The organism is Enterobacter cloacae complex sp. SHL020 (assembly GCF_049236945.1).
Taxonomy (GTDB): Bacteria; Pseudomonadota; Gammaproteobacteria; order Enterobacterales; family Enterobacteriaceae; genus Enterobacter; species Enterobacter dykesii.
On the sequence record NZ_JBMKJF010000012.1, the window covers coordinates 1 to 24,627 of the forward strand.

Sequence of the window (24,627 nt, forward strand, 5' to 3'; positions counted from 1 at the left end):
GAACTCAGAAGTGAAACGCCGTAGCGCCGATGGTAGTGTGGGGTCTCCCCATGTGAGAGTAGGGAACTGCCAGGCATCAATTAAGTGAAGAGGCCATCCGCAAGGATGGCCTTTTTGCGTTTAAGCACCTCAGAAATTTGTAGGCCGGGTAGGGCGAAACCGCCCCGCGGTAAGTCAGATGGCACTCCACTCCACAATAAACTCCGCAATCCCATCCACATCATTTAAATCCAGCATCGGAACTTCAAGCGGCAATACAACATCACTGACCACCGCAATCACATGCTCATCCAGCGTTAATTCGCTGAAATCATGCCCGGCATCGCTTCTGAACAGCAGGATCTTAGGCACGGCCTCATGCTTAAATCCCTCAACCAGCACCAGATCCAGCGTGGCGTGATCCATACGGCTGACCAGATAAGCGAGGTCCAGCGGCGCCTCATCCGGCGTTTCTGTCATCAACGCCCAGCGCTGAGGACTTGCTACCATCGTTTGCGCAGCTCCGGCCTTACGCAGCTCATAGCTGTCTTTTCCTGGCGTATCGATATCCATGTTGTGATGGCTATGCTTAATCAATCCTGGACGGATACCTCTGGCACAAAGCGCAGGAATGAGCTTTTTAAGCAGCGTGGTTTTTCCGGTCCCACTCCAGGCGGAAATGGCGACAACAGGTATCATCTTTTCTCCTGCATCATCTGCAAATCGTCAGGCGTATTCACATTCACAAAAGCTGATTTTAAATCGCTAAAATCAACGGGATGACCGCCAGACTCGCGCATAAAAGCCATCACCCTGCGCTCTCCCGCAGCCAGATAGGACTGCAGGGCTGGCGCTAGGGAACGGCGCATCATTGCGATAGCAGGATGATCACGCTCGCCGTCATGTACCCAAACCACAGGAGCCGTACCGCGAAGCAGCAACAAACGCTCGACAAGACAGGACGGAATAAACGGGGTATCGCAGGGACAGAAGATGAACCACTCTCCGTGAGACTGTTGCATGACCGAAAGCATCCCGGCCAGCGGTCCCGGGTAATCCTCAAGGATATCCTGGTAAACGGCATACCCGCTGAGCTGGTAAGTATCGATATGCCGGTTAGCACTGATGACCATTGTCGACACCTGGCCTGCGAGCGTATCAGCGACACATTGCCATAAGGGTTTGCCGTTCAGGCGTTGAAGCCCCTTATCTTTTCCCCCCATTCGCGTCGCTCTGCCACCTGCCAGAACGACCCCAATGATTTCCTGGCTAAGATTCACGAATATCGCCTCTTTTATTGTGGGATTGACCCTGCTAACGTGTCACTCTAAATGAAAGGAGCACCACCATGAAATGTAAACGTCTGAATGAAGTTATTGAACTCCTCCAGCCCGCCTGGCAAAAAGAGCCAGAGCTAAATCTGATGCAATTTTTACAGAAACTGGCGAAAGAGTCAGGTTTTGACGGCGATCTGGCAGACCTTTCTGACGACATCCTGATCTATCACCTTAAAATGCGTGACTCTGCCAAAGATGCTGTTATTCCTGGTATTCAAAAAGATTATGAGGAAGATTTTAAGACCGCATTACTGCGCGCCCGAGGCGTAATTAAAGAGTAAAAGCTTGTAAGCGGCGGCACCGAAATCGCCACAAGATGATATCCTGAATCATTCGTATAATTTCCGGATGATCGGATGAACGACCAGGCTTTTACTTTCCAGACATTACACCCGGACACCATTATGGATGCCCTGTTTGAACAGGGTATTCGGGTGGATTCCGGGCTAACACCGTTAAACAGCTACGAAAACCGCGTCTATCAGTTTCAGGATGAGGATCGTCAGCGCTTCGTCGTAAAATTCTATCGTCCTGAACGCTGGTCCGCAGAACAAATTCAGGAAGAGCATCAGTTTGCTCACGATCTGCTGGATGACGATGTTCCCGTTGCCGCACCGCTAAAATTGAATAACCAAACGCTCCTCACGCACGAAGGGTTTTACTACGCTGTATTCCCGAGCCTGGGTGGCCGCCAGTTTGAAGCGGATAATATCGATCAGATGGAGTGGGTTGCCCGCTATCTTGGGCGCATACACCAGACGGGACGCAAAAAAGCCTTTATTGCCCGCCCGACTATCGGGATTCAGGAATACCTTCTTGAGCCACGCGGAATATTCGAAACGTCTGCCATGATCCCCACTGCGTTAAAGGATGATTTCCTCAACGCCACCGATAAGCTCATTGCTGCTGTTAAAACCTTCTGGCGCGACGATATTTCCGTCCTGCGCCTGCATGGCGATTGCCATGCCGGAAATATCCTCTGGCGTGATGGCCCGCTGTTTGTCGATCTCGATGATGCGCGTATGGGGCCAGCGGTTCAGGACCTGTGGATGCTGCTCAATGGTGATAAAGCCGAGCAACGCATGCAGCTTGAAACCATTATTGAAGCTTATGAAGAATTTAGCCCGTTTAATTCAGACGAAATTGCCCTGATTGAGCCTTTACGTGCGATGCGTTTTGTTTATTATCTCGCATGGTTAATCAGGCGTTGGGACGATCCCGCATTTCCCCGGAATTTCCCGTGGCTTACCGGAGAGGATTACTGGCGTAGCCAGATATCTACATTTACTGAGCAGGTTAAGGTTCTTCAGGAACCCCCTCTGCAATTAACGCCGATGTATTAATTGGACACACCCAGGAGAGAGTTAATCATGAAAAAAATTTGGCTGGCGCTGGCAGGTATGATTCTGGCATTTAGCGCTTCTGCTGCGCAGTTTACCGACGGAAAACAGTTCATCACGCTGGACAAGCCGGTCGCTGGCGAGCCACAGGTTCTGGAGTTCTTCTCGTTCTATTGCCCACACTGCTATCAGTTCGAGCAGGTTCTGCATGTGTCTGACAACGTTAAGAAAAAGCTGCCAGAAGGCACCAAAATGACCAAGTACCACGTCGAGTTCCTGGGCCCATTGGGTAAAGACCTGACCCAGGCGTGGGCGGTTGCGATGGCACTGGGCGTGGAAGATAAGATCACTGCGCCAATGTTTGAAGCCGTACAGAAAACCCAGACCGTTCAGACTACTGCGGATATTCGTAAAGTGTTCGTTGATGCCGGCGTGAAAGGTGAAGAGTATGACGCTGCATGGAACAGCTTTGTGGTGAAATCTCTGGTTGCTCAGCAGGAAAAAGCGGCTGCTGACCTTCAGCTTCAGGGCGTTCCGGCGATGTTTGTTAACGGCAAATACCAGCTGAACATGCAGGGCATGGACACCAGCAGCATGGATATTTTCGTACAGCAGTATGCTGATACCGTGAAATACCTGGTTGAGAAGAAGTAATTTCATTGATGTAAAAACGCCGGTCACTGACCGGCGTTTTTGTATGAAGATTTAATATTGTCTATCTGTTCGTCTTTCTCTTTCCAGAGCGTATTAAGCCACTGCTGGAAACGACGCTTGAAATTCTTATCGTTAACGTAATCACCGTGCAGCCCGGCATCTATCGGAACCAGATCGACACGCACAACAATGCGCGTCAGTTTGCCGCTGAGCATATCGAAGAACGGCGTCTTATCGTTTTCCGGATAGCAGAGCGTGACGTTAAGGAGCTTATCGAACTGTGCTCCCAGCACGTTAAGCGCCATCGCAATACCCGCAGCCTTTGGCGGCAGCAGATGCTGATAAGGGGAGCGAGTTTGTTGATGCTTCTCTTCCGTAAACCGGGAGCCTTCAACAAAGTTCACGATGGTCGTAGGATGCGCGCGAAACTTTTCGCAGGAACGGCGCGTGGTCTCCACATCTTTGCCGCGACGCTCGGGATGACGAATCAAATAGCTGCGCGAATAGCGTTTCATAAACGGCATATCAAGTGCCCAGCAGGCCAGCCCGATAAAAGGCACCCAGGCGAGCTGCTGTTTCAGAAAATATTTGTTCATCGGGATGTGTTTGCGAAAAAGTACGCATAACACCACGATGTCCGCCCAGCTGTGGTGATTGCAGATCAGCAGATACCAGTTCTTCTTGCTAAGACTCTCCAGCCCATTGATATCCCACTTCAGATGAGGATTCAGGCACAGCAGGATCGCCAGTCCTTCGCACCAGCAGTACATCATGAAATTACAAAATGCGGACACGGCTCGCCACACCACAGGGACAGGCAGCAGCAGTTTAACGATCCCGGCGATAATGATCGGCACAGAGCAGGCGACAGTCACCAGGATAGTTAAAATGATGCTTAACAGTAATGTTATTGCTGCGAGCAATCTCGGCATGATGAGCTTTTTCAGGTAGTTAGCTGTAAGTGAGCTGTCGGCTATGCGACGCCGGGCGCTGATTTTACCAGAAAACAGACAAATTAATGGCGCTTTGACGTGATGATTTGGCCGCTTTTACCCTGTCGCAGACGATTTCTCTGTGATTGCGCGCTTAACAAGGCTTATATCCACATAGACTAAATTGCCATCAGTTGACCATATAGATAAGATCTAATGCTATAACAGCATGATAATTAAGATCTAAAAATTAATGCATATGTATTTTTTACGTCTGTTATTCATATGAAGTGAAAATATACACAAACTTATCCACAGTTTGATTTTTGCGAGCGATCCTCACAATCGCAAAATCTTTTCCTGTATCTGGCGCTAATACCTGATGTTTTCATCCTTCTGTGGCATCCTTTACCCATAAATTGATTAAAGGCACGGACATTATGGTTCAGATCCCAGAAAACCCTCTTATTCTCGTCGATGGCTCTTCTTACCTGTATCGGGCATATCATGCGTTTCCTCCTCTGACCAATAGCGCAGGGGAACCCACCGGCGCAATGTACGGCGTGCTGAACATGCTGCGCAGCCTGATCCTTCAGTATCAGCCAACCCATGCGGCTGTGGTCTTTGATGCGAAAGGTAAAACTTTCCGCGACGAGCTGTTTGAGCATTACAAATCTCACCGTCCGCCAATGCCTGACGATCTGCGCGCGCAGATTGAGCCGCTGCACACCATGGTAAAAGCGATGGGGCTGCCACTGCTGGCCGTCTCTGGCGTAGAAGCCGATGACGTCATCGGTACGCTGGCGCGTGAAGCAGAAAAGATGGGGCGTCCTGTGCTGATCAGCACCGGTGATAAAGATATGGCGCAGCTGGTGACGCCAGGCATCACCCTGATTAACACCATGACCAACACCATTCTGGGGCCAGAAGAAGTGGTCACAAAGTACGGCGTGCCGCCTGAGCTGATTATCGACTTCCTCGCGTTGATGGGCGACTCCTCGGATAACATCCCGGGTGTTCCTGGCGTCGGTGAAAAAACCGCGCAGGCGCTGCTCCAGGGGCTGGGTGGTCTGGACACGCTCTACGCGGAATCGGATAAAATCGCCGGGCTCTCCTTCCGTGGTGCAAAAACCATGGCCGGAAAACTGGAAGAGAACAAAGAGGTGGCTTATCTCTCTTATAAGCTGGCCACAATCAAAACCGATGTCGAACTGGAGCTGGGCTGTGAGCAGCTTGAAGTGCAACAGCCTTCTGCTGACGATCTGCTGAGCCTGTTTAAGAAATACGAATTCAAGCGCTGGACCGCTGACGTGGAAGCCGGTAAATGGCTGCAGGCGAAAGGGGCCAAACCTGCTGCAAAGCCGAAGGAGACGATCGTCGTTGACGCAGAAGAGCAGGCGGAAGAAGAAGCCGTGGCGCTTTCCTTCGACAACTACGAAACCATTCTTGAAGAGTCACGGCTGATCGCCTGGATCGATAAACTGAAAAAGGCGCCGGTCTTTGCTTTTGATACCGAAACTGACAGTCTCGATAACATCTCTGCCAATATGGTTGGCCTGTCATTTGCGACAGAGCCGGGTATTGCCGCCTACGTTCCTGTGGCGCACGATTACCTGGATGCGCCGGAGCAGATCTCCCGTGAACGCGTGCTCGAACTGCTAAAGCCGATCCTGGAAGACGAAAAGGCGCTCAAGGTTGGGCAAAACCTCAAGTACGACCGCGGCATTCTGCAAAACTACGGCATTGAACTGCGCGGGATTGCCTTCGACACCATGCTTGAATCCTACATTCTGGACAGCGTCGCGGGCCGCCATGATATGGATTCCTTATCTGACCGCTGGCTCAAGCACAAAACGATCACCTTTGAAGAGATTGCCGGTAAAGGGAAAAATCAGCTCACCTTTAACCAGATTGCTCTGGAAGAAGCGGGGCGCTACGCGGCGGAAGACGCAGATGTCACGTTGCAGCTGCACCTGAAGATGTGGCCAAAACTGCAGAAGCATGAAGGTCCACTGAACGTGTTCCAGCATATCGAGATGCCGCTGGTGCCCGTGCTGTCTCGCATTGAACGCAACGGCGTGAAAATCGACCCAACGGTGCTGCATAACCACTCCGGGGAGCTGGCGCAGCGTCTGACCGAGCTCGAGCAAAAAGCGCATGAACTTGCAGGCGAGCCGTTTAACCTCTCTTCGCCGAAGCAGCTGCAGACCATCCTGTTTGAAAAGCAGGGCATCAAGCCGCTGAAGAAAACTCCGGGCGGTGCGCCTTCAACCTCGGAAGAGGTGCTGGAAGAGCTGGCTCTGGATTACCCGCTGCCAAAAGTGATTCTGCAGTACCGCGGTCTGGCGAAGCTGAAGTCTACCTACACCGACAAGCTCCCGCTGATGATCAACCCGAAAACGGGTCGTGTGCATACGTCGTACCATCAGGCTGTTGCGGCGACCGGTCGTCTCTCGTCGACCGATCCCAACCTGCAGAACATCCCGGTACGTAACGAAGAAGGCCGCCGTATTCGCCAGGCTTTCATCGCACCAGAGGATTATCTGATTGTCTCTGCTGACTACTCGCAAATCGAACTGCGCATTATGGCGCATCTGTCCCGCGACAAAGGCCTGCTGACCGCGTTTGCCGAAGGGAAAGATATCCACCGGGCAACCGCGGCGGAAGTCTTCGGCTTGCCGCTGGACAGCGTGACCAACGAGCAGCGCCGCAGCGCTAAGGCGATCAACTTCGGTCTGATTTACGGCATGAGTGCATTTGGTCTTTCGCGCCAGCTCAACATTCCGCGCAAAGAGTCGCAGAAGTATATGGATCTCTACTTCGAGCGTTATCCGGGCGTGCTGGAATATATGGAACGCACCCGCGCGCAGGCGAAGGAAAAAGGTTACGTCGAAACCCTGGATGGCCGCCGTCTCTACTTACCGGACATCAAATCCAGCAACGCGGCGCGTCGTGCTGGCGCAGAGCGTGCGGCGATCAACGCCCCGATGCAGGGTACCGCGGCGGACATTATTAAGCGTGCAATGATCGCCGTTGATGCCTGGCTGGAAAAAGAGAAGCCTCGCGTGAAAATGATCATGCAGGTACACGATGAACTGGTATTTGAAGTGCACAAAGACGACCTCGACGCCGTGTCGAAGAAGATCCACGAACTGATGGAAAGCAGCATGACGCTCGACGTGCCGTTGCTGGTGGAAGTGGGAAGTGGCGAAAACTGGGATCAGGCTCACTAACGGTTCTTCGCATAACGCGCCTTTTATGTAAGTTTGCAACATAACAACGCGCGTTTTGTGACAATCATTAGAATTCCCTATGTAAAGAATGAAAAAAAACTACAAAAAGTGCTTTTTCTGCAGCACAAAAAGGGGTAGAGTTGTCGGCGTAGGGTACAGAGGTAAGATGTTCTATCTTTCAGACCTTTTACTTCACGTAATCGGATTTGGCTGAATATTTTAGCCGCCCCAGTCAGTAATGACTGGGGCGTTTTTTATTGCGGCAAAGAAAAATTCAGGCAAAAAAAACGCGGCTATCGCCGCGCTCGGTATTACTCTTCTTCCGCTTCTGTCGCGGGTTCCAGCTCGCTAAACCAGGCGTCGAGTTTCTGACGCAGCTTGTCCACGCCCTGCTTTTTCAGCGAGGAGAATGGCTCAACCTGCACATCACCGTTGAACGCCAGCACCGCTTCGCGAACCATATTCACCTGCGCTTTGCGCGCGCCGCTCGCCAGCTTATCGGCTTTCGTCAGCAGCACCAGCACGGCGATATCGCTTGCTACAGCCCAGTCGATCATCTGCTGATCCAGATCTTTCAGGGGATGACGAATATCCATCAGCACCACCAGGCCTTTCAGGCACATGCGTTTTTCCAGGTATTCACCCAGCGCACGCTGCCACTTGATTTTCATCTCTTCCGGTACCTGCGCGTAACCGTAGCCCGGTAAGTCGACCAGGCGTTTGCCCTCTGCGACTTCAAACAGGTTGATCAGCTGGGTACGGCCAGGTGTTTTTGAGGTGCGCGCCAGGCTCTTCTGATTGGTCAGCGTATTCAGGGCGCTGGATTTCCCCGCATTGGAGCGGCCAGCAAATGCCACTTCAATACCGGTATCAGAAGGAAGGTGGCGAATATCGGGCGCACTGGTGACAAAATGCGTCTGTTGGTAGTTCCAGGTAGTCACGTGGTCGTCTCCAAAATCGTAATCTGAAGGGGATTATACCCGAATGCAGGCAAAAGGCTTTTCTGATTGCTATGAGCAGTAGTCGAATGCCACAACCGGTGTGAGAGATCGGCCAGTAATGCTATGCGAGATTTCAGAGAATTCGCAGGCGTAAAAAAATTCAAACTGTTTTAAATCATAAGCTTATTTCCAGGTAATTATCTGAAAATCCCTTTCTGTACCGTTTCGTTGCTTGTTAGTTTAACTGAACAAGGTAAAGTGTGCGTCAGGGCGAGGAAGCCAACAGGAAATCGACTTAAGGATGAGGGTCAGGAGCGCCAGGAGGCGAAGACGCAGGATTGTCAGGATGACCAGCGCCTGGAGGCGTTTTTTACAGGAAATGGAACCGTATCACGGACGGTATTAGCCAAGGGATAAACAGGGTTTGTTGTTGGCAAACACGGAATGTCTGACCCGCTAAGGGTTGTGAGTCAGGAAAAAAGGCGACAGATTGCTCTGTCGCCTTTTTTCTTTGCTTGCTTTCTGCTAGATTTCGCCGCAATTCTATACTGAAGAAAACGACTTAAAGATAAAACATCATGAAAAAACCAACCTCCGCTGCAGGCGCGAAACGCCCTGTAAAAGCACGCCGCAAAACGCGCGAAGAACTGAACCAGGAAGCGCGCGATCGCAAACGCGATAAAAAACATCGCGGTCATGCTGCGGGTAGCCGTGCCAACGGTGGTGGTGCAGCGGGTGCTTCTGCAAAAGGCAAACAGCAGAAAGACCCTCGTATCGGCAGTAAAACTCCCATTCCACTGGGCGTGACAGACACCCCGGTCACTAAGCAGCACAAACCAAAGAGCGAGAAACCTATGCTTTCACCGCAGGCTGAGCTGGATTTGCTGGAGAACGATGAGCGCCTGGACGCGCTGCTGGAACGTCTTGAAGAGGGTGAAACCCTGACCGCTGAAGAGCAGTCATGGGTGGATGCCAAACTGGATCGTATCGATGAACTGATGCAGAAGCTGGGCCTGTCATACGACGATGACGAAGATGAAGAAGAAGACGAGAAGCAGGAAGATATGATGCGTCTTCTGAAGGGTGGAAACTAACATTTGCACCCGGCAGGCACGATAGTCCTGCTTATAACCCTTCCGGTTATATGTTATCTGGTGTGGTTATTCGTTAAACTACGGCGGTTGTCGCGGCGACAGAAGTGGCTGCGCACCCGAATGATGGCCCGCAATGGGGTCAGAACGGGCCGCCGTATACGAACGCGACACCAACGGAAGGAGTGAGCATGTCAGCACCAACTATCGACTGGGATTTGGCCCTAATCCAGAAATATAACTATTCCGGGCCGCGTTATACGTCATACCCCACCGCGCTGGAGTTCTCCGATGCCTTCGGCGAGGCTGATTTCCAGCAGGCTGTCGCGCGCTATCCTGAGCGTCCGCTGTCGCTCTACGTCCATATTCCGTTCTGCCACAAGCTCTGCTACTTCTGCGGGTGCAATAAAATCGTTACCCGTCAGCAGCACAAAGCCGACCAGTATCTTGATGCGCTCGAACAAGAAATTGTGCATCGCGCGCCGCTGTTTGCTGGCCGTCACGTCAGCCAGCTTCACTGGGGCGGCGGTACGCCAACCTATCTAAATAAAGCGCAAATAAGCCGCCTGATGACCCTGCTGCGCGGCAATTTCAGTTTTAACGCCGACGCTGAAATCTCGATCGAAGTCGATCCGCGTGAAATTGAGCTGGATGTACTGGATCACTTACGCGCCGAAGGCTTCAATCGTCTGAGCATGGGCGTGCAGGATTTCAATAAAGAGGTTCAGCGTCTGGTGAACCGCGAGCAGGACGAAGAATTTATCTTTGCCTTACTCAATCACGCGCGTGAGATTGGTTTCACCTCGACCAATATTGACCTGATATACGGCCTGCCAAAGCAGACGCCGGAAAGCTTCGCCTTCACCCTGAAGCGCGTGGCCGAACTCAACCCGGACCGCCTGAGCGTCTTTAACTATGCGCATCTGCCGACGCTCTTTGCCGCTCAGCGCAAAATAAAAGATGCCGATCTTCCTTCTGCCCAGCAGAAGCTGGATATTCTGCAGGAAACCATTACCTCGCTGACCGAAACCGGCTATCAGTTTATCGGGATGGATCACTTTGCTCGTCCGGATGACGAGCTAGCGATTGCTCAGCGTGAAGGCGTTCTGCACCGTAACTTCCAGGGCTACACAACCCAGGGCGATACCGATTTGCTGGGGATGGGCGTCTCTGCTATCAGCATGATTGGTGACTGTTACGCGCAGAATCAGAAAGAGCTGAAGCTTTACTATCAGCAGGTTGATGAAACGGGCAACGCGCTGTGGCGAGGCATCGCGTTAACGCGCGACGACTGCATCCGGCGCGATGTGATTAAGGCGCTAATCTGCAACTTCCGTCTCGATTTCAGCGACGTTGAGTCGCAGTGGGATCTGCACTTCAGCGATTATTTTGCGGAAGACCTGAAGCTGATTGCACCGCTGGCGAAAGACGGGCTGGTGGATGTGTCGGAGAACGCGATTGAGGTCACGCCGAAAGGGCGTCTGTTGATCCGTAATATCTGCATGTGCTTTGACGCGTATCTGCGTCAGAAAGCGCGACTGCAGCAGTTCTCGCGGGTGATTTAAGGCGCATTGCCAAAAGCACTAAACGTAGGCCGGGTAAGGCGAAGCCGCCACCCGGCTTTTACGTTCAACTCGCTAGCTAAACAGCCCAACCAGCGCCGCACACAACATAGCCGCAACGGCTGTTTGTGGCGTGTGGCTTTCAGCGGCTCCGCTAGAGAGCATATTCACGATTGTTTCCAGCATGATGTTCACCCCCAATTTCCGGGCACGATCATACAAAACTCATCGGAACAGTAAAGCGCAAAATAACGGCAATTTGCGCTCAATTAATAGCCTTTACACAGCGGCGTACGATCACTCCATTCCCAGCTCTTTAAGCTTGCGCGTAAGGGTATTACGTCCCCATCCCAGAAGGCGAGCAGCTTCCTGCTTATGACCCTGCGTATGACGAAGCGCGGTAGTTAACAGCGTACGCTCCATCTCTGGCTGAGCTTCAGACAGCAGGTTTTGATGACCGGAACGCAGCGCGCGGTCGGCCCACTGCGCCAGCAGCGTCGCCCAGCTGTCCGGCAGCGCGTGCCCGGTACTGCTTTCAGGCGCGGTCGCTTCAAACAGCTCGGCCGGTAAGTCCTGAATCAGCACTTCCTGCCCGGCGGCCATCACGGTTAACCAGCGGCAGGTGTTTTCCAGCTGACGCACGTTGCCCGGCCACGCCAGACGCGTCAGAGCGGCATCGGTTTCCGGGTGAAGCTGCTTGGCCTCCACACCCAGCTCACGAGCGGCTACCTGCAGGAAATGGCGTGCCAGGCGGGGAATATCTTCCCGACGCTCACGCAGCGGCGGCAGATGAACGCGGATGACGTTCAGACGGTGGAATAAATCCTCACGGAATTTTCCTTCCTGCACGCGTTGCTCCAGGTTCTGGTGGGTCGCGGCGATAATACGCACGTCCACCTTCACCGGCGCATAGCCGCCCACGCGATAAAACTGCCCGTCGGCCAGCACGCGCAGCAGGCGTGTCTGCACATCCAGCGGCATATCGCCGATCTCATCCAGGAACAGCGTACCGCCGTCAGCCTGTTCAAACCGCCCCTGGCGAATGGTATTGGCGCCGGTAAATGCCCCTTTTTCATGGCCGAACAGTTCGGACTCAATCAAATCCTTCGGGATCGCCGCCATATTCAGGGCGATGAACGGCGCTTTTGCCCGCGGGCTGTGGCGGTGCAATGCATGCGCCACAAGCTCTTTACCGGTTCCCGACTCACCGTTAATCAATACGCTGATGGACGAACGCGACAGACGCCCGATAATGCGAAACACGTCCTGCATCGCCGGCGCTTCGCCGATGATGTCTGTCGTTGGCCCAAAATCGGGCGCGTGGCGCGGCTGTTGCTGCTCCTGATAATGGCTAATCGCGCGCTCAACCAGCGCCACCGCTTCGTCGATATCAAAGGGTTTGGGCAGGTAATCGAACGCCCCTTGCTGATAGGCGCTCACTGCGGCATCCAGATCGGAGTGCGCGGTCATTATGATGACCGGAAGCATAGGGTGGCGTTGTTTGATCTGCTTTAACAGCGCCAGCCCGTCCATGCCCGGCATACGAATATCCGAAAGCAGAACGTCTGGCGTTTTGGTGGTGAGTGCGTCGAGCACTTCGCTGCCGCTCTCAAACGTCGTGCAGCTTAATCCTGCCCCTGTGAGCGCGCGTTCAAGCACCCAACGGATGGAGCTATCGTCATCGACTACCCAGACTATCCCTCGTTGCATAAACGTCACCTTTATTTTTTAATCGGCAGGAAAACCGAAAACTCGGTATGTCCCGGCCAACTGGTAAATTCAATTTTCCCGGAGTGTTGATCGATCAAACTGCGGGCAATGGATAGGCCCAGGCCGGTTCCGCCTTCGCGACCGCTTACCATCGGGTAGAACAGGGTGTCCTGCAGATGCGATGGAATGCCGGGCCCGTTATCCTCAACGTCGATTCGGGCCGCCAGCCGGTAGCGCACGCCGTGTAACGTGAGCTGAAAGGCGGTGCGGGTGCGTAAAATAATCTCGCCGCCTTCAGGCCCCAGCGCCTGCAGGGCATTACGCACAATATTCAACAGGACCTGCTCAATCTGGTCCGGGTCATGGGCCAGTTCCGGCAGGCTTGGGTCGTAATCACGTACCAGCGTGATGTTCTCCGGCAGCTCCATTGAGACGAGCTTCACCACCCGCTCAGCCACTTTATGGATGCTTTCCGTGACGTGCATTCCCGGCTGCTGCGGACCGAGAAGACGGTCTACCAGATTCCGCAGACGGTCCGCCTGCTCAATGATGACATTGGTATACTCCGCCAGCGCGGGATCGGGCAGCGCCTTGGTCAGCAGCTGCGCCGCGCCGCGTAATCCACCCAGCGGGTTTTTGATTTCATGTGCCAGACCGCGCACCAGGTCACGGGCGGCAATTTGCTGCGCATGCTGAAGCTGCTCCTGGCTCAGTCGACGCTGATTATCCATCGGTGCCATTTCCAGCAGGATCAGGCCTTCGGGAAGACGTTGCGCGGTTAGCGACAGAATGTGCGAGCGCCCGTCGATCACCAGCGTGACTTCGTTATCGGTAAACCCCTGGCCAGCCTGCAAACTCTCCTGCATCAGGCCAATATTCAGCGAAAAATAGCTCAGGAGTTCAGGAAGCGGGGTGCCGAACAGTTTACGTGCGCTTTGGGCGAGCAGCTGCTGCGCGGCCGGGTTGGCGTAATGAACGGCCAGCTCGTCATCGACCAGCAAAATGCTGTTAATCAAAGAATTGAGGATCTGCCCAGCATCGGGCAGCGTGCCAGTTGCCATTCAGCAGTCTCCTGGAGTCGTTTGCACTAATTTAGTGCAGTATAGCGTTTTCGGCGTAAAAAGCGCGTGAGATCAGGTTGTTGGTGGAGAAAAAAGCCCATCCGGAGATGGGCTAAAAGTTTCCACGGCAACTACCCCCGGCGCTTATCGCGCCGGGTAAAACAACTTTAATTAAACGCTGTAGTACAGCTCGAACTCAACCGGGTGTGGAGTCATACGCACGCGGTCGTTCTCTTCCATACGCAGGGCGATGTAAGCATCGATAGCGTCGTCAGTGAATACGCCACCTGCAGTCAGGAACTCGCGGTCTGCGTCCAGCGCCTGCAGGGCTTCTTCCAGAGAGCCAGCAACCTGTGGGATCTCTTTCGCTTCTTCTGGCGGCAGGTCGTACAGGTTTTTGTCCATCGCTTCGCCCGGGTGGATCTTGTTCTTGATACCGTCCAGACCGGCCATCAGCAGTGCTGCGAAGCACAGGTATGGGTTAGCCGCTGGGTCCGGGAAGCGCACTTCGATACGACGCGCTTTAGGAGAAGCCACCACCGGGATACGGATAGAAGCAGAACGGTTACGTGCAGAGTAGGCCAGCATCACTGGCGCTTCGTAGCCCGGGACCAGACGCTTGTAGGAGTTCGTGGTTGGGTTCGCCAGGGCGTTGATCGCTTTAGCGTGTTTGATAACACCACCGATGTAATACAGCGCCTGCTCGGACAGACCGGCATATTTGTCGCCAGAGAACAGGTTGGTACCGTTCTTGGACAGAGACATGTGGCAGTGCATACCGGAACCGTTATCGCCAAACATTGGTTTTGGCATGAAGGTCGCGGTTTTACCGAAACGGTGCGCAACGTTGTGCACAACGTATTTGTAGATCTGAATTTCGTCTGCTTTTTTGGTCATGGTGTTGAAGCGGGTAGCCACTTCGTTCTGACCAGCAGTCGCCACTTCGTGGTGGTGAGCTTCAACAACCAGACCCATCTCTTCCATCACCAGACACATGGTGGAACGGATGTCCTGTGCAGAGTCGACCGGAGGAACCGGGAAGTAACCGCCTTTCACGCCAGGACGGTGACCTTTGTTACCGCCTTCGTATTTGGTAGAGGAGTTCCATGCACCTTCGATGTCGTCGATAGCCACGTGGGAGCCAGAAATAGAGGCACCGAAACGGATGTCATCGAACAGGAAGAATTCTGGCTCTGGCCCGAACAGAACGGTGTCTGCGATGCCGGTAGAACGCAGGTACTCTTCAGCACGTTTCGCGATAGAACGTGGGTCGCGGTCGTAGCCCTGCAACGTGCCTGGCTCGAGGATGTCGCAACGGATGATCAGGGTTGGTTCTTCGAAGAACGGATCAATGACCGCAGTGGTCGCATCTGGCATCAGAACCATGTCGGATTCGTTAATGCCTTTCCAGCCACCAATGGAGGAGCCGTCAAACATTTTGCCTTCTTCAAAGAATTCGGCGTTCACCTGATGAGCAGGGATTGTGACGTGCTGTTCTTTACCTTTGGTATCGGTGAAGCGCAGATCAACAAACTTCACTTCATGTTCGTTCAGCATCGTCAAAACGTGTTCAGCGGACATACTTAACTCTCCAGATTGGTCATTGTCGTCGTGGTAACGAGGTCTTCAATTTCTGTTTGTACTGGCTGGTGCCATGTATTTTTTATAAAGCGAAATCTGTGCCAACTTTTAAATCACCCTAAAAAGGCGTTATCATGCGCACCATAGTGCAAAAGGGCTGCACCACAATGGATTTGTTGCACCAGTATAGTGCTTCAATGTGAACATTGAGCACCATATTGGTGCAATTTACGTTAAAGTGCCCTTTTACCGCTCCGTGAAAGCCATCACAAAGCATCTCTGCAATACTTGTTTGCGGGGGATGTTTGTGATCCTGTTTTGTAGTGCGATTAATCCGTGTACAATAACGCGCTATTTCTAAATGCCTGAGGCAAAGTTGTGATCGAAAATTTGCGTAACATCGCCATCATCGCGCACGTTGACCATGGTAAAACTACCCTGGTCGATAAGCTGCTGCAGCAATCCGGTACGTTTGATGCGCGTGCCGAAACCCAAGAACGCGTGATGGACTCCAACGATTTGGAGAAAGAGCGTGGGATTACCATCCTCGCGAAAAACACCGCGATTAAATGGAATGACTACCGTATCAACATCGTTGATACCCCAGGGCACGCCGACTTCGGTGGTGAAGTTGAACGTGTAATGTCCATGGTAGACTCCGTTCTGCTGGTCGTTGACGCAATGGATGGCCCAATGCCACAGACGCGCTTCGTGACCAAAAAAGCTTTTGCCCATGGTCTGAAGCCAATCGTTGTTATCAACAAAGTTGACCGCCCTGGCGCGCGTCCTGACTGGGTTGTTGACCAGGTCTTCGACCTGTTCGTTAACCTCGACGCGACCGACGAGCAGCTGGACTTCCCTATCGTTTACGCCTCTGCGCTGAACGGTATCGCAGGTCTGGACCACGAAGACATGGCTGAAGACATGACCCCGCTGTATCAGGCGATTGTTGACCGTGTTCCTGCACCAAACGTCGATCTCGACGGCACCCTGCAGATGCAGATCTCTCAGCTCGACTACAACAACTACGTTGGCGTAATCGGCATTGGTCGTATCAAGCGCGGTAAAGTGAAGCCGAACCAGCAGGTCACTATCATCGATAGCGAAGGCAAAACCCGTAACGGTAAAGTTGGTAAAGTACTGACTCACCTGGGTCTTGAGCGTATCGAGAGCGACATCGCTGAAGCGGGCGACATCATCGCTATCACCGGTCTGGGTGAACTGAACATCTCCGACACCATCTGCGATCCGCAGAACGTCGAAGCGCTGCCAGCCCTGTCCGTTGATGAACCAACCGTATCCATGTTCTTCAACGTCAACACCTCTCCGTTCTGTGGTAAAGAAGGTAAGTTCGTTACCTCTCGTCAGATCCTTGACCGCCTGAACAAAGAGCTGGTGCACAACGTTGCGCTGCGCGTTGAAGAAACCGAAGACGCTGATGCATTCCGCGTTTCTGGTCGTGGTGAGCTGCACCTGTCTGTTCTGATCGAAAACATGCGTCGTGAAGGTTTCGAAATGGCGGTCTCCCGTCCGAAAGTAATCTTCCGCGAAATCGACGGCCGTAAACAAGAGCCGTTCGAAAACGTAACGCTGGACGTTGAAGAGCAGCACCAGGGTTCTGTGATGCAGGCTCTGGGTGAGCGTAAAGGCGACCTGAAAAACATGAATCCAGATGGCAAAGGCCGCGTACGTCTCGACTACGTGATCCCAAGCCGTGGTCTGATCGGCTTCCGTTCAGAGTTCATGACCATGACCTCCGGTACCGGTCTGCTGTACTCCACCTTCAGCCACTACGACGACGTGCGTCCGGGCGAAGTGGGCCAGCGTAACAACGGCGTGCTGATCTCCAACGGTCAGGGTAAAGCGGTTGCGTTTGCGCTGTTCGGTCTGCAGGATCGCGGTAAGCTGTTCCTGGGTCACGGTGCTGAAGTTTACGAAGGCCAGATCATCGGTATTCACAGTCGTTCTAACGACCTGACCGTAAACTGCCTGACCGGTAAGAAACTGACCAACATGCGTGCGTCCGGTACTGACGAAGCAACGGTTCTGGTTCCACCGATCAAGATGACTCTGGAGCAGGCTCTGGAATTCATCGATGATGACGAACTGGTAGAAGTGACTCCACAGTCAATTCGTATCCGTAAACGTCACCTGACCGAGAACGATCGTAAACGTGCTATGCGCGGTGCGAAAGAAGACTAATACAGGTTAGCGTTAACGCTGTCCTGTATGTAAAAAGCCGCTGAGAGATCAGCGGCTTTTTTATTAGAACGAATACCGTAACCCCAACCGAATCCGGTACTGCTCACGGTTGTAATCATTCCATCTGTCCAGCCACTGTAGTTCGAGGTACGGCAGCCAGTTTCTGTCGATCTTATAGATAAACTTATTGGTTATTTCCCAGTGATGGTCTTTACCATTTTTACTGTGGTAATCATTCACCCGCTGGAAAAAGTGCGGTTCAAAGGTGTAGAAAAACGCATCCGTCACTTTGAAATTCCAGTAGTTGGCAAACTCGTGCGTGTCGTTTTTATCCATCTGCCCGTTATAGTCCGGCGTATCGTAATTGTTATGGTTATAGCGATAGCGGAACGTCAGGTTGAACCCGTCCGTAAATTTGTAGTTGGTATCTAAATAAACCGCGCCGCCTGACCCCGCGCTGCTGTCGTTGATTAACCCACCGGGCTGGAAGGTGAGTTTATCGGTCGGTTTAAAGAGCGGATACCACCCCTCTATCTCGTTATAGCTGTGCTTAAGCTCATCCCATTTGCCCACGTTATAGGCGTTGGTAAACATCAGCCCCGCGCCCATATCGAAGTTATAGCCCGCACGCAGGATCACCTCGTGCAGCTCAGAAGCCGTATTGTAGGCTTCACGTGTTTCGACATAGGCCCCGGCAAATACCGGGCAGGACACAGACGACACGATCAGTACAGTGATGATTCTTTTCATAATTTGTCCATGTATCAGGTACAGAAAGGCCTCCCTCCTGATAAACAGGAAGGACATAGTGGCCGGATTTATAGTTATAAAGTGACTGCTGACGCTTTATTGTTGGTGGTTATCTCAGGGGTATTCGCGGTTTGTTTTTTCCGTTTTCCAATCTCCTCGATAATAAAGGCGAAGCGCGCTTCGTTGAGTTTATAAAACAGCCCCATGGTCACGGCAGCGACAATCGCCAGGCCGCACGGCCACAGGAAAATCAGCTGACGTAGGCCAAGCAGCGTGCCCGCGCTCTGCACCGCATGGGGAACGTAGCCAATCTGGGTCAGCATGATGCCGGGCAGGAAACCGGCGAGCGCGGCGGAGATTTTGCGCGAGAAGGTATAGCCGGTGTAAACCGACCCTTCGGCGCGGATGCCGGTTTTCCACTCGCCGTAATCGACGGTGTCCGGCACCAGCGCCCAGTTGAGGCTGTTAACAAACGCCGTGCCGAAAAAGGCCATGCAGGAAAACAGCACGAACAGCAGGGAGCTGGTCCCCCAGAATAAGTTCAGCACGTCGCCCACCGCCCACAGCGCCAGACCGCCGAGATAAACCGGCTTCTTGCCAAAACGCTTAACCGCGCCGGGCACCAAAAACACGCCAACCAGAATGCAGCCCATGCTGAAAAATCCCATCCACGACAGCAGGTGCAGATCGTTCAGCACGTACTGGGTGTAATAGACCTGAATCGCCAGCTTGATGTTGAAGGCGGCGAGGGTACACAGGTTGGCGATACACAGCACCAGCAGCGGCGGATTGCGGAAAATCGCGCAGAACGATTTCAACATGCCGGGCTTATGGTGGTCGGGCGTGAGCTCCACGTAGCGTTCTTTCACTCCGCTGTAGCACCACCACATGCAGAACAGGCCGCCGGTGACGAACACCAGCGCGGCCACCAGATAGCCGAGGGAAGGCTGGCTGACAAACATCGCCTGTATAGGCATAAAGCCGACGGTGCAGAGCAGCAGTCCGACCGTTGCGCCACCCTGGCGCCACGCCGCAAGCTGCGCGCGCTCGTTCGGGTTTTTGGTGATGGCTGGCACCATTGCACCGTAGGCGCAGTTCATCAGGCTATAGCAAAGGCCGAACATCATGAAGAGCACGGTGGCGAGGGCCGTTTTCACCGTCAGGCTAAAGTCGTTGGCCATAAACTGCGCCGTGGCGACCAGCGCCACCGGGACGGAGGCATAAAGAATGAATGGCCGAAACTTCCCCCTCGGGCCGATATTACGCCGGGAGTCGAGCAGCACGCCGGTCAGCATGTCGGTCAACGCGGTAAAGAACTTAGCCACCAGGAAAATAATGCCGCCATAGAACGCCGGCATGCCCAGCTCATCGGTGTAAAACTTTAGTAGATACAGCGTGCCAATACAGAGCATCAGGTTCGAGCCAAAATCGCCCATCCCGTAGGCGCACTTCTCTCGCAGGCTCAATTTCAGGGTTAACGGATCACTATTATGCGTCATGGTCGATCCCCAGAGCGCCCAGTCGGGCGCTCTATCTCGTCATTTATGCCGTACGTTTGCGCAGTTCGATCTCTTCAACTATGCGCACATACATCTTCTCGTTGAGGTTGTAGAAGCAGCCCATCGCCACGATGGTGATCACCGCCAGCAGGCTCGGGTAGATAAATATCAGCTGCCGCAGCCCTTCAACCGTTCCGGCGGATTGCACCACGTTGGGCACATAGCCGATCTGGGTGAGCATGATCCCCGGGAAGAAGCCCGCCAGCGCCTGGGATACCTTCCGGAAGAAGGTAAAGCCGGTATAGACCGTCCCCTCGGAGCGCACGCCGGTGCGCCACTCGCCGTATTCCACGGTATCGGACACCAGCGCCCAGTTCAGGCTGTTCACAAACGCGGAGCCAAAGAACGCCAGGCAGGAGAACGCCACAAAGCTCACCGATCCGCCGCCGAAGAAGTAGTTGAGCAGATCGCCCGCCACCCAAATCGTCAGCCCGCTGATGTAGACCTTTTTCTTGCCGAAGCGCCGCACCGCGCCGGGCATCATAAAGACGCCGATAAAAATACAGCCCATGCTGAAGAAGCCCATGTACGACAGCAGAATCGGGTCGTTCAGCACGTACTGCGTGTAGTAGACCTGGATGGCAAGCTTGACGTTAAAGGCACCCAGCGTGCACAGGTTGGCGATGCACAGGATAAACAGCGGACGGTTCCCGGCGATGGCGCGAAACGACTGCAGCAGCCCCGGCTTTTGCGTCGGATTTGCAGGCTGCGTCTCGACGTAACGCTCGGTCACGCCCTTATAGCACCACCACATAAAGAACAGGCCGAACAGCGAGAAGAGGGTCGCGGCAAAGATATAGCCAAGCTGGTCGTTGCCCTCGATCAGGTTCATCACCGGCACAAAGCCCACGGTACAGAGCAGCAGGCCCAGCGTAGCGCCGCCCTGGCGCCAGGCGGCCAGCGAGGCGCGCTCGTCCGGATTTTTGGTAATAGCCGGTACCATCGCGCCGTAGGAGCAGTTCATCATGCTGAAGAACAGGCCGTACAGCATAAACAGCACCGTCGCCATCACCGTTTTACCGGTCATCTCAAACGGCGTGCCGACGAAGTTGGCAATCGCCAGGAGGGTCACCGGGAACGCGGCATACAGCACGAACGGGCGGAATTTTCCTTTCGGGCCGATCTTGCGCCGGGAGTCGAGCATGATCCCGGTGCCCATATCGGTGAAGGCGGTAAAAAACTTCGCAATCAGGAAGATGATCCCGCCGTAGGTGCCCGGCAGCCCCAGCACGTCGGTGTAAAACTTCAGCAGATAAAGCGTGCCGATATCCAGCAGGATGTTTGAGCCGAGATCGCCCATCCCGTAGGCGAGTTTTTCTTTAAACGGCAGGCGTAGGGTTGCCGGATCGGAAGTATGTTGACTCATTATTATTCTCCGTCTGCCCGCAGGTTGCCCTGCGGGCGAGCCTTATCAGATATGACGTAAGGTGCTAAACAGATCTGCCCAATCGCTGTGCTGGCGATAGAACACCGGCGGCTTGCCGAGCGGGGCATCAACGGTCACGTCACCGCCCTGGCAGATTTCCCCGGTCCACGCGTTGACCCAGCTGTCTTGCGGCAGATAGAGCGTCCAGTCGCGGCGTCCCTCTTCATGAACCGGTGCCACCAGCAGATCGCGGCCAAACAGATACTGGTATTTCAGCGTGTAGGCGCGCGCGTCGTCTTCGTAGTGCAGGAACAGCGGGCGCATCACCGGCAGGCCGCTTTTCGCGTTCTGCGCGACGGCGGCTTTGATGTACGGCTTCAGGGTGGTGAACACGGTGGTCATGCGCGCGAAATGCGCGATGGTTTCCGCGTCGCCGTCAAACTGCCAGTTATCGCCAGGACGGTTGCCCTCGTGGGTACGCATCATCGGCGTAAAGGCGCTGAAGTCGCACCAGCGCAGCAGCAGCTCTTTGCTGCGCTTCATCTCGAACAGGGTCGTATAGCCGCCGATGTCGCTGTGGTGCAGGCCGTGACCGGTCATCGCCAGCGAGAGCGCCGCAGGTACAACGGACGCCAGACCGTCGTCCAGGCTCCAGTCGACGTTCTGATCGCCCGCCCACATCATCACCGAGTGCTTCTGGCTGCCGGTGTATCCCGCGCGCATAAAGAACAGGATCTCGCCGAGCTTGCCGGTCTCTTCAAGCGCTTCGTAGTTACACTTCGCCCACAGGGCAGGCCAGGCGTTATGCATGATCTCCGCGCTGACGCCGTTGTGCAGGAAGGTGTCGGTCGGCAGATATTCCCCGAAATCGGCCATCCAGCCGCCGCATCCCAGTTCAATCAGGTTCTTTTTGATGACCTCTTTGTACCAGGCGTACGCTTCTGGATTGGTCAGGTCGATAACGCCCGCATAGAACTCGCCGAACTCGACGTGGTAGTCCCTGCCGTCGGCGTCTTTGGTCAGATAGCCGCGCCGTGCCGCCTCTTCGCAGAGATCTTTATCGCTGGCGACGTACGGGTTGATATAGGAGAGAAACTGCACGCCTTCCTCTTTCCACTGCGCAATACGCTCGTCAAGCTGCGGATACAACTCGCTGTTCCACGTCCAGTTCCACATCACGCGTTTGCCAAACGAGGTCATGCGGATGCCGGACCAGTCCTGCGCCCAGATACCGTTCACCTTCACGCCGCCCTGGCGCATAACGTCGAGCTTCTGCTGGCACACCTCGGTGCCGCCCTGAATGCCCAGCGTCACGCCGTCGTAAACCCAGTCCGGTAGCTCTGGCTGACGCCCCAGCAGGCCGGTGAGCTTTTCCAGCAGATCGACGTAGCTTTCCGCACATTCGAAGCGCAATGTGGCGTTATCTTCCCAGAACGCCAGCTCGTGGAAGTCCGGCGCGCTGAAGTCGAAGTTCATATAGCAGCTGTTATCCACGTGGCAGTAGTACTTCTGGGTGCTCAAGAAGGTAGGCTGCGGGAAGAAGGTCCAGTAGTAGTCGCCGCCCGCGTTCTCTTTGCAGTCGGCCTGCCAGGTCACGTAGGTCTGCTTATTGCGGCCCACGCCCTGCTCGCTGGTCCACAGCGGGAACGGCTTGCCGCGCAGATCGAAATACGAGAACTGCTCGCCGCAGCCGTAGATATGATCTTCCGGCTGCGCCGCCAGCCGCAGCCAGATGCGGTTATGGCCGGGAGCATCGTTTTTAAGCTTCAACTCAAGACGGCCATCCGCATCGACGCCCACCAGCAGCGTCGCGCTCACCGCATCGCCGCGAGTAAAGCGGATCGCCCAGCCCGCGCTTTGCTGCGTGACGGTCGCGTCCGTCAGGGCAATCTTTTCGTTAAGCTTGTCTTTAATGCTGAAGTTGCCACGAAACATCTCGATATCGGCCTCACCTGCGCCGATCCACAGGCAGGGGGCATCCGCGGTGTGGGATAAAATCAGGCGATTTTCCCAGCTAAGAGTGAAACCATTTTCATTATTTTTCAGATTTATATTGTGTAGGGTACGCATAAACACTCCGTCTTTATTATTTGGCCAGGCTGTCTAGCAGACCAGCGGCTACGGCAGGCGCTAAGCCCGGTGCCAGCGGCAGGCGAGGGATCACCAGGCAGTGCAGCAGATGGTAAATATCCTGCTTGCCGTCCCAGACTTTGGTCGTCACTTCGTTATTGGTGTCCAGCTCCTGCCACCAGGAACCGTTTTCGTAGTCCATCAGATACTTGATGCAGTAATCCCACCATTTCTGATACCAGGCCTCGTACTGCGCCTCGCCGGTCACGGTATAGAGGGCATAGGCCGTGCCCATCGCCTCGACGATTGGCCAGCGCACGCGTTCGCGCACGATAGGCTTGCCGTCCCAGCCCACGGAGTAGACAAATCCATCGGCTCCGTCGGGTGCCCAGGCGTCGCGGATGGTGGCGTGGAACAGGCCTTTCGCATCTTCCAGCAGCCATTCCGGCGGGGTTTCAAAGCTCGCTTCCAGCGCGGCGCGCAGGTGCAGCATCAGGCGGCCCCATTCAATCCAGTGCCCCGGCGTACCGCCGTAGGCGCGGAAACGGTGGGCAGGGTTATCGATGTTGTAGTCGCGGATTGGGTTCCAGTTTGCGTCGAAATGCTCGTTAACGCGGTACTCACCTTTTCGCGCCACGTCATGAATAATCACCGAGGCGATGCGCAGGGCGCGGTCGAGCCATTTACGGTCGTGGGTCACGTCATAAACGATGAGGAAAGCTTCCACGGCGTGCATGTTGGCGTTACCGCCGCGGTAATCTTCCGTTTTGCTGAACGCTTCATCCCAGGACTCCAGGCACATCTGCTCCTGTTCGCTCCAGAAGTAGCGCTCAATCACCTCGATGGCATCGTCCAGCAGACTGCGTGCCTGCGGGTGGCCGGTGGTGACGGCGCTCGCCGCGCCGAGCAGCACGAAGAAGTGCTGATAGCCCTGCTTGGAGGCATCCATCACGCCCTCATTGTTAACGCAGGCGTACCAGCCGCCGTGCTGTTTGTCACGCAGCGGGCCGTTCAGGGCATTAATACCGTGCTCAACCAGCGCATACGCGCCGGGACGGCCCATGTTTGCCGCCACCGCGTAAACGTGCAGCATACGGGCGGTGATCCACAGATGCGTGCCCATATCGCTGCGTACCTGGCCGTTATTGCCCAGCCAGCCAAAGCCGGTCGGTACGGCGGCATTTTTACCGAAATCGAGAATGCGGTCGGTCTCTTGCTCGAGCCAGCGGTTATGGCTCAGGGTATTAAACCATTTCATG

Annotated in this window: 20 protein-coding genes and 1 rRNA gene; 8 read left to right on the forward strand and 13 right to left on the reverse strand. The window is 54.3% G+C overall.

Translation table 11 applies throughout. The annotated features are described in order from the left end of the window. Positions 1-75 (forward strand): 5S ribosomal RNA (rrf, locus tag ACOTZB_RS20605); the annotation flags it as partial. 99 nt (positions 76-174) lie between these two features. Here the strand turns inward: rrf and mobB are convergent. Continuing rightward, complete coding sequence (gene mobB / locus ACOTZB_RS20610) at positions 175-678, reverse strand: molybdopterin-guanine dinucleotide biosynthesis protein MobB (RefSeq protein ID WP_421628417.1); 504 nt, start codon at positions 676-678, stop codon at positions 175-177. After that, positions 675-1,259, reverse strand: a complete 585-nt coding sequence (mobA, locus tag ACOTZB_RS20615) for a molybdenum cofactor guanylyltransferase MobA (protein WP_421628418.1) — start codon at positions 1,257-1,259, stop codon at positions 675-677. Before mobA ends, mobB begins: the two co-directional genes overlap by 4 nt. A gap of 68 nt (positions 1,260-1,327) precedes the next feature. Here mobA and ACOTZB_RS20620 point away from each other — a divergent pair, with 68 nt between their 5' ends. The 3 genes from ACOTZB_RS20620 (at position 1,328) to dsbA (ending at position 3,310) form a co-directional block, all read left to right on the forward strand. Further along, positions 1,328-1,597: a YihD family protein gene (locus tag ACOTZB_RS20620; protein ID WP_008501866.1), complete on the forward strand. Its 270-nt coding sequence runs from the start codon at positions 1,328-1,330 to the stop codon at positions 1,595-1,597. Between the two features lie 75 nt (positions 1,598-1,672). Next, complete coding sequence (locus ACOTZB_RS20625) at positions 1,673-2,659, forward strand: serine/threonine protein kinase (protein ID WP_421628419.1); 987 nt, start codon at positions 1,673-1,675, stop codon at positions 2,657-2,659. Positions 2,660-2,686: 27 nt separating this feature from the next. Then, positions 2,687-3,310, forward strand: a complete 624-nt coding sequence (gene dsbA, locus ACOTZB_RS20630; RefSeq protein ID WP_033146975.1) for a thiol:disulfide interchange protein DsbA — start codon at positions 2,687-2,689, stop codon at positions 3,308-3,310. Positions 3,311-3,333: 23 nt separating this feature from the next. On the opposite strand, the gene ACOTZB_RS20635 is transcribed toward dsbA, so the two are convergent. Beyond that, a complete protein-coding gene (locus tag ACOTZB_RS20635) occupies positions 3,334-4,242 on the reverse strand; it encodes an acyltransferase (protein WP_421628420.1) in 909 nt (302 codons plus the stop codon). Between the two features lie 440 nt (positions 4,243-4,682). Here ACOTZB_RS20635 and polA point away from each other — a divergent pair, with 440 nt between their 5' ends. Next, positions 4,683-7,475 carry a DNA polymerase I gene (gene polA / locus ACOTZB_RS20640; protein ID WP_182931346.1) on the forward strand — a complete coding sequence of 931 codons (2,793 nt, stop codon included), beginning with the start codon at positions 4,683-4,685 and terminating at the stop codon, positions 7,473-7,475. Positions 7,476-7,786: 311 nt separating this feature from the next. Here polA and yihA read toward each other — a convergent pair whose 3' ends face one another. Next, complete coding sequence (gene yihA, locus ACOTZB_RS20645) at positions 7,787-8,416, reverse strand: ribosome biogenesis GTP-binding protein YihA/YsxC (RefSeq protein ID WP_047174088.1); 630 nt, start codon at positions 8,414-8,416, stop codon at positions 7,787-7,789. A 578-nt stretch (positions 8,417-8,994) separates the two neighbouring features. Between yihA and yihI the strand changes: the two genes are divergently transcribed. Together yihI and hemN are read left to right on the forward strand one after the other, a co-directional pair. Next, complete coding sequence (gene yihI / locus ACOTZB_RS20650) at positions 8,995-9,510, forward strand: Der GTPase-activating protein YihI (RefSeq protein ID WP_023309767.1); 516 nt, start codon at positions 8,995-8,997, stop codon at positions 9,508-9,510. 188 nt (positions 9,511-9,698) lie between these two features. Next, positions 9,699-11,072 (forward strand): oxygen-independent coproporphyrinogen III oxidase, encoded by a 1,374-nt coding sequence (gene hemN, locus ACOTZB_RS20655; RefSeq protein WP_033146971.1) that lies wholly within the window; start codon positions 9,699-9,701, stop codon positions 11,070-11,072. Between the two features lie 72 nt (positions 11,073-11,144). On the opposite strand, the gene ACOTZB_RS20660 is transcribed toward hemN, so the two are convergent. The 4 genes from ACOTZB_RS20660 to glnA form a co-directional block, all read right to left on the reverse strand. Beyond that, positions 11,145-11,255 carry a YshB family small membrane protein gene (locus ACOTZB_RS20660; RefSeq protein WP_023333898.1) on the reverse strand — a complete coding sequence of 37 codons (111 nt, stop codon included), beginning with the start codon at positions 11,253-11,255 and terminating at the stop codon, positions 11,145-11,147. Positions 11,256-11,366: 111 nt separating this feature from the next. Next, positions 11,367-12,779 (reverse strand): nitrogen regulation protein NR(I), encoded by a 1,413-nt coding sequence (glnG, locus tag ACOTZB_RS20665; protein WP_023309765.1) that lies wholly within the window; start codon positions 12,777-12,779, stop codon positions 11,367-11,369. A gap of 11 nt (positions 12,780-12,790) precedes the next feature. Continuing rightward, positions 12,791-13,840 (reverse strand): nitrogen regulation protein NR(II), encoded by a 1,050-nt coding sequence (glnL, locus tag ACOTZB_RS20670; RefSeq protein ID WP_047652977.1) that lies wholly within the window; start codon positions 13,838-13,840, stop codon positions 12,791-12,793. A 171-nt stretch (positions 13,841-14,011) separates the two neighbouring features. Beyond that, positions 14,012-15,421, reverse strand: coding sequence for a glutamate--ammonia ligase (gene glnA / locus ACOTZB_RS20675; protein ID WP_023309763.1), 1,410 nt, complete (start codon positions 15,419-15,421; stop codon positions 14,012-14,014). 378 nt (positions 15,422-15,799) lie between these two features. On the opposite strand from glnA, the gene typA reads away from it, so the two are divergent. Beyond that, entirely contained in the window at positions 15,800-17,623 is a 1,824-nt protein-coding gene (gene typA, locus ACOTZB_RS20680) for a ribosome-dependent GTPase TypA (protein WP_023331638.1), read from the forward strand. A gap of 63 nt (positions 17,624-17,686) precedes the next feature. Here the strand turns inward: typA and ompL are convergent, their stop codons facing one another. From ompL to yihS, 5 genes are all read right to left on the reverse strand, one after another. Continuing rightward, positions 17,687-18,373 carry a porin OmpL gene (gene ompL / locus ACOTZB_RS20685; RefSeq protein WP_337281667.1) on the reverse strand — a complete coding sequence of 229 codons (687 nt, stop codon included), beginning with the start codon at positions 18,371-18,373 and terminating at the stop codon, positions 17,687-17,689. 74 nt (positions 18,374-18,447) lie between these two features. Beyond that, complete coding sequence (locus ACOTZB_RS20690; protein WP_421628421.1) at positions 18,448-19,872, reverse strand: MFS transporter; 1,425 nt, start codon at positions 19,870-19,872, stop codon at positions 18,448-18,450. Positions 19,873-19,915: 43 nt separating this feature from the next. Next, positions 19,916-21,298 carry an MFS transporter gene (locus tag ACOTZB_RS20695; protein WP_421628422.1) on the reverse strand — a complete coding sequence of 461 codons (1,383 nt, stop codon included), beginning with the start codon at positions 21,296-21,298 and terminating at the stop codon, positions 19,916-19,918. 45 nt (positions 21,299-21,343) lie between these two features. Continuing rightward, positions 21,344-23,368 carry an alpha-glucosidase gene (locus tag ACOTZB_RS20700; protein WP_421628423.1) on the reverse strand — a complete coding sequence of 675 codons (2,025 nt, stop codon included), beginning with the start codon at positions 23,366-23,368 and terminating at the stop codon, positions 21,344-21,346. Between the two features lie 16 nt (positions 23,369-23,384). Beyond that, positions 23,385-24,626 carry a sulfoquinovose isomerase gene (gene yihS / locus ACOTZB_RS20705; protein WP_421628424.1) on the reverse strand — a complete coding sequence of 414 codons (1,242 nt, stop codon included), beginning with the start codon at positions 24,624-24,626 and terminating at the stop codon, positions 23,385-23,387. Position 24,627 lies beyond the last annotated feature (1 nt).

Coding starts and splice junctions, on each gene's coding strand:
- ACOTZB_RS20635 (WP_421628420.1), bottom strand. CDS start 4,242: ATGCCGAGATTGCTCGCAGCAATAACATTACTGTTAAGCATCATTTTA.
- ACOTZB_RS20695 (WP_421628422.1), bottom strand. CDS start 21,298: ATGAGTCAACATACTTCCGATCCGGCAACCCTACGCCTGCCGTTTAAA.
- polA (WP_182931346.1), top strand. CDS start 4,683: ATGGTTCAGATCCCAGAAAACCCTCTTATTCTCGTCGATGGCTCTTCT.
- ACOTZB_RS20620 (WP_008501866.1), top strand. CDS start 1,328: ATGAAATGTAAACGTCTGAATGAAGTTATTGAACTCCTCCAGCCCGCC.
- yihI (WP_023309767.1), top strand. CDS start 8,995: ATGAAAAAACCAACCTCCGCTGCAGGCGCGAAACGCCCTGTAAAAGCA.
- mobB (WP_421628417.1), bottom strand. CDS start 678: ATGATACCTGTTGTCGCCATTTCCGCCTGGAGTGGGACCGGAAAAACC.
- yihS (WP_421628424.1), bottom strand. CDS start 24,626: ATGAAATGGTTTAATACCCTGAGCCATAACCGCTGGCTCGAGCAAGAG.
- dsbA (WP_033146975.1), top strand. CDS start 2,687: ATGAAAAAAATTTGGCTGGCGCTGGCAGGTATGATTCTGGCATTTAGC.
- glnA (WP_023309763.1), bottom strand. CDS start 15,421: ATGTCCGCTGAACACGTTTTGACGATGCTGAACGAACATGAAGTGAAG.
- ACOTZB_RS20660 (WP_023333898.1), bottom strand. CDS start 11,255: ATGCTGGAAACAATCGTGAATATGCTCTCTAGCGGAGCCGCTGAAAGC.
- hemN (WP_033146971.1), top strand. CDS start 9,699: ATGTCAGCACCAACTATCGACTGGGATTTGGCCCTAATCCAGAAATAT.
- glnL (WP_047652977.1), bottom strand. CDS start 13,840: ATGGCAACTGGCACGCTGCCCGATGCTGGGCAGATCCTCAATTCTTTG.
- glnG (WP_023309765.1), bottom strand. CDS start 12,779: ATGCAACGAGGGATAGTCTGGGTAGTCGATGACGATAGCTCCATCCGT.
- ompL (WP_337281667.1), bottom strand. CDS start 18,373: ATGAAAAGAATCATCACTGTACTGATCGTGTCGTCTGTGTCCTGCCCG.
- ACOTZB_RS20700 (WP_421628423.1), bottom strand. CDS start 23,368: ATGCGTACCCTACACAATATAAATCTGAAAAATAATGAAAATGGTTTC.
- ACOTZB_RS20690 (WP_421628421.1), bottom strand. CDS start 19,872: ATGACGCATAATAGTGATCCGTTAACCCTGAAATTGAGCCTGCGAGAG.
- ACOTZB_RS20625 (WP_421628419.1), top strand. CDS start 1,673: ATGAACGACCAGGCTTTTACTTTCCAGACATTACACCCGGACACCATT.